We start from the raw sequence: 14310 nt of genomic DNA, 5'->3' as shown, positions 1-14310 counted from the left end.
TATTTACTATTATGTACCCTTACATATTTTATTCCATTTTTTCATTGTTGTCTTTAGAAAAATACAAAAATATAAAAAAAGAATGCAAAAAACTGTATACACATAGTAATCTATAGAACATTTCAATATATAAACTACAAACTAAAGTCCATTTTTCTATTATTTAGATTACAATTATTATTTCATCACAGTCATAAAATGAAACCTCAATCAGCGGAGTTCTTTATGTAACCGAAGGAATAGACCCCCTTTTAAAAGGGGAATCTGTTTCCAGACGTTATTATTAATATTTACCGTAAAATGAATTAGCCTTCATTCGCCCATCATTTTCCATAATCATTTCTTCCAAAATCTTTTGCTTATCTCGAATATGCTGCGCTGCCTTAATAATGAATGGGCTTACTTCTGCTGCAACTTGTGCACGTCTTTCTTCATCTAGTGTCATCATCCAACGATTTAACATCTCACTCTTCTCAGCAAACTCTTCATCTGACACTTGTAATTCACCGATTTCATTAAAACAGCCTACAAACGTTCGATAAATATCATTGTTCATTTTCGAGCGCTCCACGGTAACCGTCTATTAAATCCTGTAGCACTTGCACAATGGCATCAATATCTTTTACTTCACGCGTTACTTTCATCGTTTGAATTTGAATGCTAATCCAATCGTATAAACCAAATAGACTGTCATATAAATCTTTTGAAATATCAGGATTTAATTGAAGCTTCAACTCTTCAAATATACGTTCTAACTTTTCAAGAAGGTCGTCTCCTTCTTGAAGTTTAAATGTATTTAAAAGTTCTTCTAATTTACGAAACTCTACGATACATCTTTCATAAATAAATATTGTATTTTTAATCGGATTACTCGTCATAATATCATTTTGCATATAACGTTGCCATGCTTGCATATAATCACTTCCTCAACTTTCATTAATCATCACTTTTGGTTTTTGTCATTGCTTTGATTGTCTGCAGCTGACTATCAAGCAATGCTAGCTGTTTTTCCAAATTTGCATATTTATCAATAATTGATTCTTGTTTTTTCTTATTAATTGTATCAATATCTTGAATTTTTCTCTCTAAATCAGTCACTTGCTTTTCAATACTTTTAGAGCGTTTTCCGATAATCCCTTCATCCCCAAAGATTCCCTCGAGCTTTTTATCTATATCATGACCAATACCATTAAAGCCAAAGAAAAATTGTTTTGTAGCTTCTGGATTCTCTTTAAAAGCTATTTTCAATTTTTCTTCATCAAGAGTCATATTTCCTGTTTTATCAATTTGAATCCCAAAAGAAAATAAATACTTATCATCTTGTGAAAATCTAAAAATGCTTGTCATTGCATTACTGATAGCAAATGAAACATTATTCCCTTGCATTACTCCATTTTCACCAGAAAATAAATCTAAACTTTTAACAGCGTTATTATACTCATCTTTCATTTTTTTGATTAAATCTATTGAATTTTTTATATCTGAATCTTCGATAGTTAATTTAATTGGCTCTGTAGTTACCTTTTCTAAGTTAATAGTTAATCCTGGAATTGTATCAATCTTATTTGTTTTACTAGTCCCTTTAATTCCATTTATTGTATACTCTGCATTTACTGCTCCTGTCACTTGATGTGCAATGGCATTCGTTCCATCCGTATTTTTCGCAGAAGTAACTAGCCCTATATTTTGTAAGAAGCCATTGGCACCATCTGTTAATTTCAGCTCTCCCTCTTTTCCTGCAGTAGTTGATGTGAAAAATAGTTGATCTCCTAATGTATATACTGATGCACCATAATTCCCATTATTTATCTTATTGACAAGGTCTTTATACGTCATATCTTTTGAGATTTTAACTTCTTTTCCATTTATCTGAAATACATCATCTACTCCAAGTTTTAAATCTAAACTAAATTTTTGCTCCGTACCTTCAGGAGTTTTTGGGGGAGTAAGTGGAGCTGTAGTTATTTGATGCCTTTCTGCTACTCGCTCTACTGTAATTGTATATGTTCCAGGAATTGCAGCAGCATCCGCCTGCGCTGTCATAAAACCATCTTTGGATAAAGTTGTTTTCTTTTCATCACCTTTAAATGTGTTTAAATCTTTGAATACTTGCACAAAATTTGCAAACTCTTTTTTCATGCTCGCATAAACTTTGTTTTCATTTGTTAACGTTTGTTTTTGTGTAGTGTATGGTGATTTTTTCATTTCCAATGCTTGTAACTCTAAATCTACTAACTTCTTTGTATCTATTATGTTATTTCCTAAATTCCATATTTGCTGTCTGTCACCATAATTAGATATTGTCCCTGCCATATTTTTCACTCCTTATCATTTACATGTAATCTAAAATACTCGTTTTACTCATCGTACTAACAGCTTTTAATGTTGCTTCGTATGTTGCGTTTATATAAGCTAAATCAGAAATTGCGACAGCTAAATCAACATCCTCAATTTCTTTACGGTTTTCTTGAAGTGCTACATTTTGCTCGTTTAAAATTGTTTTAAACGTCTCCATTGTGTTCATTGTCGAACCAACTTCAGTTGTACGGTTAATGATGCCATCTAAGTTTTGCTTATTTCCTTCCAATAACGGTTTTAATGCTTTTTGGTCACCGTTTTTCATCGCTTCACTCATCTGTTTTAACGTTTTTATAACCGGGGATAATAATGCTTCTCCGTTACGGAACGCTTTGAATTCATAACCGTCATTTAATTGCCAGTTCACATCATTTTTTCCACCTTGGTACGTACCATCTTCTGTAAATGGCGGATTTTTTGCACTATCACCACCGAAAATATAACGACCTTGTTCTTTTGTATTCGCTAAATAAACGACCTGTTTTAAAATTTGATCAATCTCTACACCAATAGCCTGCAATTCTTTTTCACTATTTGTCCCATTTAATGCTTGTACTGTTAATTGGTCTGCTCTTGTTAAAGATTTCAAAACACCTTGTAAAGTATTTTCAGTTTGTGTTAATACATTTTTCGAATCCGCTATATCTTTCTGCATTTGCTCCATATTTGCCAATGAATGTTGAATCGCAAATGATTTACTTGCTGCAAGTGGATCTTCACTCATAAGAAGGTTTTTCTTCCCTGAGGTTACTTGATTTCGGTGGTATTGCTGTTGCACATTTAAATCCATCAACTGATTCTTTGCCCAGTTTGCATTTTGAAATGTAGATACTCTCATTTCTATCTCCTCCTTAAATATTTCCAATTACCAACTATACATGACTACTCCTTATCTAATAATCGAAAACAAACTATCAAACACTTCATTCATAGTAGTTATAGCTTTAGAATTCGCCACGAAGTACTTCTGGAAGGCCATTAAATTAACCATTTCTTCTTCCATATTTACGCCCTCGATGCTCATCTTTTCTTGCTGGATACCTTCTAATAAATCCTTATGAATATTTTGATATGCATTTACTGAACTTTTATCAGAGGCTACACCAACTAAAAATTGATCTAAGGCTTGCTTATATGTAAGTCCATCCTTATAGCCTTTATCTGTAATAGCCGCAAGGTTGTTGGCAGTTTCAGCCGAAATTTTCATTTTTGAAATATCTTTTATAAAATCAGGGTTCAATTCAAGCTTCTTCGCATCTTCTCCTACAAAAAGCTCTTTCTTCATAGTATTATTCACTTGTTTTTTTAACGAATTTACAAACTCATTCAGATTATCTTTATAATTTGTAATCTTTGCTTTCGTATCAATTGCCGATAAAATTGTTCCACCACTTAATGGGATATCTGTTCCAGATATTTGTACAGACATTGGCTTTTTATCCTTCTGTAATTGAAGTGGGTATGTATCTTGACCATTTACAGTTAAAACACCATTCATCCTAACACTTGCAATATTAGGATTTGTAGCTTCATACGATACTTCTATATCTGCATACTTAGACATTTCTGTCATAATACGATCACGTTCATCTAATAGTTGATTTGGTACTTGTGTACCAGCTTGTCCAATTTTCTTGTTCGCTTCTGCTAAACTAGCAGCAAGTCGATTAAATTCATTAACATGCGCTTCAATATCTTCTGTCGTCTGTGCTTCCACTGTATCTAAGTTTTTCGCAAGACGACTTACTTGACTTGTGAACTTCCCCGTTTCAGCAATTAATGTATCATAGTAATTTGATTGCTCCGGATTTTTTGCAACTTCACGAAAAGCATTGAAAAACCCATCCATTAAACTAGATAATGAATTTTTACCTGTCGTTCCTACCATAGACTCTACTCGCGACAAAGTAGAATTCATATATGCATAGTAAGAGAACTGTGACATTTGATCATTATATTGCTTTGTCTTCACTTCATCTGTAATACGATCAACACCTAACGTTTGTACACCATACCCTATTCTTTGTTCTGGTGCATACCCTTTACTTCCTCCAGCAGATCCGTAATTCACCATTTGACGAACATAACCTGGTGTATGAATGTTAGACAAGTTTTGTTTCGTTGTTTGTAACCCCATTTGAGCCGCTAACATACCCGATAGCGGTGTATTATAATCAGATAATCTCATAAAGCTTCACTTCTCCTTTACAATAGTTCATTCATAAAGATTTGCGAATTATTGTTTCGCTCTAAGTTATATTCAGAAACAGAATCCACAATACTTTCTGTAGTTTTTAATAGTACGTTTAAGTAATATTGATTTTTCAAAAGAATCATTTTTACATTCTCTTCTAATTCAGTTACGTTTTTTTGTAATTCTTCCATTTTTTCAATTTCTTCTTGAGAAAAATACGAAAATAACGCACTTACACGAAACGATTCAACCCCTTGTTCTTTACAGAACTGAACAACCATTTCTTCAAATGAGCTTGATAACCCTTTTAAACCATCAATGTACTGCAATTGCTCTACTTGCAACTTTTGAACTGCATTTACATTTTTATTTTTTAAATTCTCATATATTTGCTCTCCAAGCGCTTGAATATTTTCATACGCTTTTTGAATAATAACGAGTTTTTCATATAATTGTATGTACATATAGCTTCCTTTCTTTTACAAGACTAAATTCACAATTAAACCATGGATTTCTCCAATTTGATTTAACATTTCTAAATGTCCTGTTTTCGTATTAATTAAATTCATAACATCTTCTAATTCATTCAATCCCATTTCTGCCTGTTTCACAATCGTCATTTTCTGTGAATATCCGTAACGCGGGTGACGAGACATGACATCTTTATACTGCAATACATTATCCACGTAAAAATTCAAAAATGATTTTACTGTATTTTTGTATTCCATTACATTATCAAGCGTTAATTCCATTTCAATTTTCTCTTTAATTTCTCCAATATTATCGACAAAAGCTTCCATTTGTTCTAGTAATTTATCTTTTTTCGGATCTGCATGCAAATTATCCGAAAATGCAAGTCCTGTCCTGACATTTGCTTCTTTCGGCATTTGAGTAGCAGGCGGTATATGCGATAAAATTGGATTATGCGAGATAGAACGTAGCATATATATCACCTATTTATTTTTTTATTTCTTCCTAAACTTAATCGTAAAATCCAGTTATTTATAATTATACTCTGAACAGTAATATTTTGCAGTTATTTTTTATAAAAGATATGTTACAATTTAGCATGAGGTGGCACAATTCTATGAATATTTTCCTTTGTGGTTCAAATCAATTAACAGCATTAGATCAAGAAGAAATTAAAAAATTTTTAACTGACTATGCTCACAAACATAAAATTTACATATTATGTTATAAATCTATTGAAAATGAGGTTCTTCGTTTTTTCGTTGAGAATGAAAGACTCGCTCAAAATTTATGCCTTTACACGCTGCAACCATTGCCAGCAATAACAGATGAATTTCAAGAAGTCGTTGATTACTTAAAAAAACACGGAGCCGAATATGTTGCTTTTGATCATCCTTCCGACTCCATTTACCGATCAGATTATATGTTTTTTGTTAAACAAATTATTGAAGACACTGATTTAGTTCTCTGTTTTTATAATGGTGACAAACATACATCTGTCATCCCTGTCGATGTTGCAAAAGAAGCAGGTATTGATGCTGTCATTTATGATTTACCAGGATTACATGAAAAGCAAATGAAAAAAAGCTTTGAACAAAAAATTCGTATGATGTAAAGGGGGAGGCACAATACCATTATTGTGCCCATTGTAAATATGATAATTGAACAAGATTATGATCATTTTATCGCGAGTTTTAAACAACAATTCAATATGGACATCGCTTCATATAAACAAGATAGAATGCGCCGTAGAATCGATGCTTTCATTTCGAGAAAAGGCTTCGAAAACTACACTAATTTTTTAAACAAATTACGCGCTGATCAAAATTTATTTTTAAATTTTATTGACTATATTACAATTAACGTTTCAGAGTTTTTTAGAAATAAAGAACGATGGCAAACTTTAGAGTCGAAAGCACTACCAAAATTACTCGAACAAAATAGCGGAAAATTAAAGGTATGGAGTGCCGCTTGCGCTGCTGGTGAAGAACCGTATACACTCTCTTTAATTTTATCAAAGCATCTAGCTCCATTCCGTTTTGAAATTCAAGCAACAGATCTTGATTTTCATATTTTAGAAACTGCAAAACGCGGTCAATATACAGAACGTTCGTTAAAGGAATTACCTACTGATTTGAAAGAACGTCATTTCACAAAAGAGAATGGTCTATATTCATTGCATCAAAACATTAAACAAAACGTCTCGTTTAAACAACATGACCTTTTAATGCAGTCATTCGATACAAATTATGATTTGATTATTTGTCGTAATGTAATGATATATTTCACAGAAGAAGCAAGAATAAAACTTTACGAAAAATTTAGTCGTTCTTTACGAAAAGGCGGTGTACTATTTGTTGGTAGTACGGAACAAATTTTAACACCCGAACGTTACAATCTTCAGCGATTTGATACATTCTTCTACGAAAAAATATAAAAGAGGTCGTCACAATGGAGTGACGACCTTTTTACATAACTCGAATTAAAATAATACCGACAATCCATATGAAGAGAAAAAGAAACGTCATAGACCATTTATGTTCTTGCATCGTTTGTTTCAATGCCTGTGATAATTGTGTCATGTTCATTTCCGCAAGCGCTCTCCATACACTTACATCCCGATCTTTAGCAATGCGGTCTGTAACGCTAATTAAAATCGTTTCGTTAGACAATTTCGTTATATAAGCAGTAATAACCGTTACCATCAAATTTATATTTCCTTCTGAAGAATCACTTTCCACTCTAGAGATGAGTGCACTTACATCTAGTAAAGGAATATGTACTTTTCTACCAAATGATAGTTGCACTTCAGCGAAATCATATGTTCCATCTAACAAAGGAAGTTCTTTTATATGCGCCTGCTTAATAAGTCCTTGCAGGCTTCTAATTACTTGTTCAAACACTTTTTCTGATTGCTTTCCTTCTTCAGATAACGTATGTAACTTTTTAAAAAGTTGTAACACTGTATCCATCTCTTTAGAAAGCATTTCCTTCATAATCTTTCCATCACTTAAACTTGCAAGTAAAATACCTATCTCATTATTTTTCGAAATAATTTTAGACTGTCCAGTAAACACTAAATTGCTACGCTTTCGTTCTTTCTGGATTTCATGTTCCGAAATAGCTGCAGGCTGTTTTAATGGTTGTAGCGTCTTATCTTCAATTGTCGTACGTTTAATCTCCATTTAAGCGCCTCCACTACTATGAAATAATTAGCCCCATTCTTTATTACTCTTTAAAACTAAAAACAGTACGAACAAACCTGACATGATAGTAAATACATCCGAAGCTTGTACTCCCTGTTCACCTTTTTCTTCTTCCTTGTCTTTCGTTTCTTCTTTTTGTTCTTTCTTTTTAGAGACAACTTGTTTGTTATTTTTCTCTTTTTGGTCCTTCGCCTTATGTACTTCCTTGTTGTCTTCGAACGGCTCTTTTATAACGTAAGTAAATTTCTCTTTCTCTTTCAACGGTTCTTTTATAAACTTATTTACTTTCTCATCTTGCTTCGGAATTTGAACAACCGGCAATTTTTCTTCTAGAAGCGGGTTTTTGATTTTCAAATCTTCTTGCTTCTCATTTTCTTTCTTATCTTCTAATTCATTTTCTAGTTTATTATCTAATTTCTCTTCTTTCTCTTTCTCTTTCTCTTCTATCTTTTTATCATCTTCGTTTTTTGGCGCCAAAACAGAAATGGTATATTCACTTTCTTCAACAAGTTTATTACCTGCTGCATCTATTATCTCTACAAGTAATTCGTATGGCCCAGCCGGCAATGCTTCTGTTATTTCAAATACTTTTTGCCAATCCATATCATGCTTGTTGTAGTCTAACAAAAACGAAAGCTCTTTATTTTCTTTCCCTTTTAATGTAACGCGCACTTCTTTTACAACCGATTCTATATCTGACGCTTTTACTCGTATATGTATAGAATCTCCCTGTTTTCGTTCAACTAAGTTCTCTTTTACTTCATCAATAGTAACTTTCTGTAACTTTGGCAATTCTTTATCTATAGTTGGCGTTTCATTTTTAATACGAATGAGCGGGACTTTCACTTCATTTTTTACGATTTCTTCTTTCTCATTCTCTTTGTAACTTTGAACGAGCTGAAGATTCCAATCACCTTGCAAATCAAAATTCCCTGCTTTATAGTTAGCAACCCAGCTCTTCGTTTCTTCATCATACTCAAAAGATAGTATTCTTTCTTGCGCATATTGCTCGCCATTTTTTTGTAGCTGCAATATACCTTTCATACTTTGAATGTTTTTCCCATTTGGTTCTACAGCAATTCGCACTTCTTCGCCAACTTTAAGCTCCGGCTTATTTACTGTAATAATTCCCTGTTCCGTTTCTATCTTTCTTTCATTCAATTGTTTATTTGCTACTTCTTGTTGCTCTGCTTCTTTTTGTTTCTCTTCATCTTGCTTCGTTTCCACTTGTTCTGACGATTCTTGAGATTCCTTATTTTCTTCTTGTACATTCACTTCATTTATTTTTTGATCTGACTCAATTTGTTCCTCAGCCTGACTTTGCAAGGGGAAGAACAAGCACACATGTATGCATAGCCAACTCATTAGAAAAAACTTTACGTTTTTCATCTACTAGTTCAAACTCCTATTTCAATGCCTTATAGTGATTTCGTCACTTTTACTCCAAAAAATCCATCTACATTTACAAGTTCACCATACGCCACTAATACATCATTTACATAAATACGAATCGGTTCATCAATATCCTCATCTAGTACAACTGCTTCATTTTCTTGTAAACTTAATATATCTTGAATCGTTTTCACTGTACTTCCAAATACAAATTTCACGTTCATTTCTACATTTTGTAGAATGGACGTGTCCATATATACTGGTTCCATTTGTTTTACTTCTTTAAATTCAATAGGTTGCACAACTGGTTCTACAATTTTTTCTTCTTCAATTTCTTCTGTGGCAATCTCTTCTTCTTCCACCATCGGATACAGAAGTCGCCTTACCATTTCTTTCGCTTCGGAAATTGGCAAAATTTGATACATCTTCGATTGAAGTAGATCGCCAATTTCAAGATTGAACGTAATTTGAACGAGTTCGTCCACTTCCATTGACTCTCCCAAATATTCCATTTCTTCTTTTAACGTTACAAATTTAACATTTGGCGGCGTCATGTCCATTTTTTCTTGAAACATTTCTGACATCGCCGTAGCAGCATGACCCATCATTTGGTTCATAATTTCTTTAATACCGCTCAGTTCTAATTCAGTAAGCTCTTTTTCTGGGTCAACTTCCCCTGTTCCCATCATCATTAAATCTACCATTGTTAAGGCAACATCTTTCGTAAATACAAATACATTCTCATTCTTTAGCCCTTCAACAAAGTCGACATTTAAAATAACAAATGGTACTGGTACTCCATCATAATGACGAACATTGATTGCTTCCACATTTGGTGTACTAATTGTAACTGGCTGATTTAAAAGCGTTGACAATACTGTTGAAGCGGAGCCAATTGAAATATTTGCAATTTCACCAAGCACATCTTTCTCTTCTTGTGTTAAATGCTCTTTTTCAACTTCTTCTACAATCTCAGTTTCCACTACTTCTGCTGGTTCGTCTGTTTCTTCTACTCCACCAGATAATTGCATTAATTTATTTACCATTTGTTTCGCATGCTCAACTGAAACAATTTGTACAAGTTTAGAGTTTACAAGATTATCTATCTTTAAATCAAACGATACTTTAACAATCGTATGATTCCCATCGATTTCAGAGATTTTCTCCATTTCTTCTGATAACTTTACAACTTTAATCGTCGGCGGAGACATATCTACTGTATCTTGGAAGAATTCCGACATAGATGTAGCTGCGAATCCCATCATTTGATTCATCGCTTCTTGTACAGCACTTAGCTCTAATTCACCAAGTTCTTTTCCGTCCTCCACTTCACCTGTTCCCATCATCATTAAATCAGCAATGGACAATGCAACATCTTGCTTAAGGACAAGGAGGTTTTCCATATCTAATCCTTTTGTAAAATGAATGTTTAATACAACATGCGGAACTTCGACATCTCTTGAATCATATAAATCTACCAACTCTATACGAGGAGCAGTAATGCTTACTTGCCTATTTAAAATTGTTGATAATACAGTCGAAGCTGAACCAAATGATATATTTGCAATTTCGCCAAGAATATCGCATTCTTGAGGCGTTAAATGCTCATTTTCTTTTTCTAGCACAATCGTGCTCGTATCCCCTTTTGTGTGTTGCTCAGGCATTTTTCCTGCCTCCTCATTTCTGTTTTTCTATCAAATAATATAAACTCTTATTTTAGCAAACTCATTAGTATAAAACGTTACTATGTATCCATTATTAGATTCGTAACGATTAGCCAAAAAGCTCCCCAATTGTATACAAGTGGGGAGCTTTCCTTCATTCCTATTATAAACCTTCTGGGTTTAAAATGAGGACCACTCGTCCATCACCGAGAATCGTCGCACCAGAGAAATAGTTAGAACTCTCTGCAAAGAAGTCACCTAATGACTTTAAGACTATTTCTCTTTGACCGATAATTGTGTTTACAATAAGTCCATAGCTGCGATGTGTGTTACGAACAATTAACACAGGAACCATTTGACCATCATATGACGCAAACGCCTCATCTACTGTTTTTTCACCAAATACAGTACTTAAATGTTTCACTTCAATAATTTGATTACGATAATTTAACACATCTTTTCCTTGTAAGGATTGGATGTCTTCTCTCTTAATTCGAATTGCTTCAACGATATTTCCAAGAGGTAAAGCATAACGCTTATCATTCGTTTGAACAAGCATAGATTGAATAATAGACAACGTTAATGGAAGTTCAATTCTAAATGTACTTCCCTTTCCTTCCTCAGAATCAATAATTAAATGTCCACCTAAACTATGAATCGTATGTTTTACAACATCTAATCCGACACCGCGTCCAGAAAGATCTGATACAACTTCAGCTGTACTAAATCCTGGTTGGAAAATAAGATCAAACACTTCACGATCTGTTAATCTATTCGCATCCGCTTCAGTTACAACGCCATTTTTAATCGCTTTTTCTAATACTTTCCCTTTATTAATACCGTTTCCATCATCCGTAATTTGAATAACGACATGATTTCCACTATGAAAGGCTTCTAATTTAATCGTACCTGTCTCATTTTTACCTGCATCACGTCGTTTTTCAACAGTTTCAACACCGTGATCGATTGCATTTCGAATTAAATGAACGAGCGGATCACCGATTTCATCAATAACAATTTTATCTACTTCAGTATCTTCACCTGTAATTTGTAAATCGATTTTTTTCCCTAAATCTTTCGCTAACATACGTACCATACGCGGGAAACGATTGAACACAGTTTCAATCGGCACCATACGCATATTTAATAGTACATTTTGAATATCTTTTGAAATATCGCCTAATCGATTTAAATGTTCAATTAGCTCCTTGTTTTGAATCGTTTGAGCCAATTCATCAATGCGCCCACGTTCAATTACACTTTCTTCAAACATATTCATTAATCTTTCGATTTTCTCTAATTGAACACGAATTGAACGATTCTCCACTTTAGCATTTTTCGTTTTTGTAGTACTTTTAGCTGGCATAGCACTTGAAGGTTGATTCGTTGCCTCTATTGGTGATTCTACCTGCGTAGCCACAGCTGGTTGTAGCTTTCCTTCTACTTGCACAACTTCTTGTGTAACGACTTTTTTAGAAGCTACTTCCTTCGCTATAGGTTCTCCTTGCTTTACTTCCACTTTCTCAATTTCAGAAACATGAAGTACTACTTGTTTCAATTCTTCTATACTACAATCCGTATCCATAAATACTGTAAATTCAAATCCGAAAGCATCTGCTTCAATTTCTTCAATACTCGGAGCTGTTTTTTGTATATTCCCTACATTTTGCAATGCTTCAATACACATAATAGCACGTACCGCTTTTAAAATTGCTTGCTGTTCAACTGTTATATGCACTTCATGCGAAACTGCATCATCGGTGTCTATATGATTTTGCTCTATATGTTCCGTAGGAGTTTCTACATTGCCGTTCAATAATGCTTCTAATTTCTGTTTAGTTGAGGCTACATCAATATTGCCCATTCCACCTTGTTGCACATCTGCAACCATCTTCTCCAAATTATCAATGCACTCAAAAATCACATCAATAATATCCGCATTTACAACTATATTTCCATGACGAATTTCATCTAACACATTTTCCATCTTATGCGTTAAATCAGCCATTTCCGTAAATTCCATGCTCGCAGACATACCTTTGAATGTATGAGCGGATCGGAATATTTCTCCTACAACATCCATATCAGCAGGATTTTGTTCTAACACTAGCACATTTTCATTTAGCGACTGTAAATGTTCTTCTGACTCTTCGAAAAATATATTTAATAGATCTGTTTGCATTTTTATCCCCTACCTGTCTAACAAACATTTCATTTATGTATAACAATTTAGTGTTTTACAATGAGAAAAAAGGGGGCCACACGTCGATCCGCTATCACTGTTTTGATTCCTTGTGGCACCCCTTCTATATTAACTATTTGCTACTTTTGTTAAAGCTTCAATTACACGATCCGCTTGGAATGGCTTTACAATAAAGTCTTTTGCCCCGCCCTTAATTGCATCTAATACCATACCTTGTTGTCCCATTGCAGAACAAATAACAACCTTTGCACTTGAATCAATTTTAATAATTTCTTTTAATGCTTCAAGCCCGTCCATTTCTGGCATAGTAATATCTAATGTTACAATATCAGGTTGAAGTTCTTTATACTTTTGAATTGCTTCTACCCCATTCTCTGCTTCGCCAATAACTTCAAATTCAGCATTACTTTTTAATAAGTTTTTAATCATCGTTCGCATAAACATCGCATCGTCTACTACTAAAATTTTATGTGCCATTCTTTTTAATTCTCTCCTTCTATGTATAAATATATCTTAATATTTCACCTTATCATTCTCACTCATTATACAAAATAAAATGATAAAATTTAATATTTTTTTAAAAGAATTTTCGTGTTTTTATTATTTTATTATTAAAATAATAATATACTACTCTTTTATATAAATAACAACGCGACGGTTTTTTTCCCAGTTTTGCGGTGAATCATTTGGTACAATTGGCTTTGTGTCTGCATATCCTACCGCAGCTAGCCTTTTATCGTCCACATTATACACTTCAATTAAATGGTGAATCATATTTGCCGCTCGTGCTGAAGATAACTCCCAATTAGAAGGGAATTTCTCGTTATGAATAGGTCTACTATCTGTATGTCCCTCTACAACAATTGGGTTAGGTACGGATTGAAAAAATCCAACTAATTGACTTATTATCCCTTTCGCTTCGGGCTTAACGTTCGCATCGCCTGTATCAAATATTAAATTATCTACTATAACGACGCTTACCCCTGTATCCTCTCGATATACATTCACTTGACTAATACCATTATTATCTACATATGCTTTTAACTTCTTATATAATTCATCCATTCTCTTTTTTGAAATCATTTTTTCATCATTTTTTTCATGTGAAATATCCGGTATTGTATTTTCCATTACTTTTGCATCTACTTGCCCCGTATCACTAAACTTTTCAAGCATCTTTGACAATTTTACTGCATCTTGCTTTGATGTAGCAACTAGTAATACAAAGAAAGTTAATAATAACATCGTTAAATCTGTAAAAGTCGTCATCCAACGAGGCGACCCCTTTTGCGGTCCTTTACTCATCATACCACTCCTTGAAAT

General features: G+C 33.5%; 15 protein-coding genes. 2 read left to right on the top strand and 13 right to left on the bottom strand.

Annotation, left to right across the window (positions count from 1 at the left end):
* Positions 1 to 283: 283 nt before the first annotated feature.
* From DN407_RS08130 to DN407_RS08100, 7 genes are read right to left on the bottom strand one after another with little or no spacing between them, the layout of a single operon-like run.
* Positions 284 to 556 (bottom strand): hypothetical protein, encoded by a 273-nt coding sequence (locus tag DN407_RS08130; protein ID WP_016109696.1) that lies wholly within the window; start codon positions 554 to 556, stop codon positions 284 to 286.
* Positions 546 to 914: a flagellar export chaperone FliS gene (locus DN407_RS08125; protein ID WP_016109695.1), complete on the bottom strand. Its 369-nt coding sequence runs from the start codon at positions 912 to 914 to the stop codon at positions 546 to 548. The genes DN407_RS08130 and DN407_RS08125 overlap by 11 nt, the downstream gene beginning before the upstream one ends.
* 22 nt (positions 915 to 936) lie before the next feature.
* Positions 937 to 2313, bottom strand: coding sequence for a flagellar hook-associated protein 2 (locus DN407_RS08120; RefSeq protein ID WP_016109694.1), 1377 nt, complete (start codon positions 2311 to 2313; stop codon positions 937 to 939).
* 19 nt (positions 2314 to 2332) lie between these two features.
* On the bottom strand, positions 2333 to 3196 hold the full coding sequence (locus tag DN407_RS08115) for a flagellar hook-associated protein 3 (protein ID WP_001266411.1): 864 nt from the start codon (positions 3194 to 3196) through the stop codon (positions 2333 to 2335).
* 51 nt (positions 3197 to 3247) lie between these two features.
* Positions 3248 to 4546 carry a flagellar hook-associated protein FlgK gene (gene flgK / locus DN407_RS08110; protein WP_016109692.1) on the bottom strand — a complete coding sequence of 433 codons (1299 nt, stop codon included), beginning with the start codon at positions 4544 to 4546 and terminating at the stop codon, positions 3248 to 3250.
* A 17-nt stretch (positions 4547 to 4563) separates the two neighbouring features.
* Positions 4564 to 5016 carry a hypothetical protein gene (locus tag DN407_RS08105; protein ID WP_000275878.1) on the bottom strand — a complete coding sequence of 151 codons (453 nt, stop codon included), beginning with the start codon at positions 5014 to 5016 and terminating at the stop codon, positions 4564 to 4566.
* 15 nt (positions 5017 to 5031) lie between these two features.
* On the bottom strand, positions 5032 to 5496 hold the full coding sequence (locus tag DN407_RS08100; protein WP_000946323.1) for a YaaR family protein: 465 nt from the start codon (positions 5494 to 5496) through the stop codon (positions 5032 to 5034).
* A 143-nt stretch (positions 5497 to 5639) separates the two neighbouring features.
* On the opposite strand from DN407_RS08100, the gene DN407_RS08095 reads away from it, so the two are divergent.
* Both DN407_RS08095 and DN407_RS08090 read left to right on the top strand, forming a co-directional pair.
* Positions 5640 to 6137, top strand: a complete 498-nt coding sequence (locus tag DN407_RS08095; protein WP_001020105.1) for a hypothetical protein — start codon at positions 5640 to 5642, stop codon at positions 6135 to 6137.
* A 39-nt stretch (positions 6138 to 6176) separates the two neighbouring features.
* Positions 6177 to 6959, top strand: coding sequence for a CheR family methyltransferase (locus tag DN407_RS08090; RefSeq protein ID WP_000582880.1), 783 nt, complete (start codon positions 6177 to 6179; stop codon positions 6957 to 6959).
* A 31-nt stretch (positions 6960 to 6990) separates the two neighbouring features.
* Here the strand turns inward: DN407_RS08090 and DN407_RS08085 are convergent, their stop codons facing one another.
* From DN407_RS08085 to DN407_RS08060, 6 genes are all read right to left on the bottom strand, one after another.
* Positions 6991 to 7707 (bottom strand): hypothetical protein, encoded by a 717-nt coding sequence (locus DN407_RS08085; protein ID WP_000403962.1) that lies wholly within the window; start codon positions 7705 to 7707, stop codon positions 6991 to 6993.
* 27 nt (positions 7708 to 7734) lie between these two features.
* Positions 7735 to 9117: a transglycosylase gene (locus DN407_RS08080; RefSeq protein WP_149216158.1), complete on the bottom strand. Its 1383-nt coding sequence runs from the start codon at positions 9115 to 9117 to the stop codon at positions 7735 to 7737.
* A 29-nt stretch (positions 9118 to 9146) separates the two neighbouring features.
* Positions 9147 to 10784: a flagellar motor switch protein gene (locus tag DN407_RS08075; RefSeq protein WP_001115014.1), complete on the bottom strand. Its 1638-nt coding sequence runs from the start codon at positions 10782 to 10784 to the stop codon at positions 9147 to 9149.
* 163 nt (positions 10785 to 10947) lie between these two features.
* Positions 10948 to 12966, bottom strand: coding sequence for a chemotaxis protein CheA (locus tag DN407_RS08070; RefSeq protein WP_149216157.1), 2019 nt, complete (start codon positions 12964 to 12966; stop codon positions 10948 to 10950).
* A gap of 129 nt (positions 12967 to 13095) precedes the next feature.
* Positions 13096 to 13464, bottom strand: a complete 369-nt coding sequence (locus DN407_RS08065) for a response regulator (protein ID WP_000940568.1) — start codon at positions 13462 to 13464, stop codon at positions 13096 to 13098.
* A 150-nt stretch (positions 13465 to 13614) separates the two neighbouring features.
* A complete protein-coding gene (locus DN407_RS08060) occupies positions 13615 to 14292 on the bottom strand; it encodes an OmpA family protein (RefSeq protein ID WP_000033627.1) in 678 nt (225 codons plus the stop codon).
* Between the last annotated feature and the right edge of the window lie 18 nt (positions 14293 to 14310).

This window comes from Bacillus sp. JAS24-2 (assembly GCF_008274905.1).
Lineage (GTDB): Bacteria > Bacillota > Bacilli > Bacillales > Bacillaceae_G > Bacillus_A > Bacillus_A cereus.
Note: the sequence above shows the minus strand (reverse complement) of the source record. Positions and strands in the feature narration are given on the sequence as shown.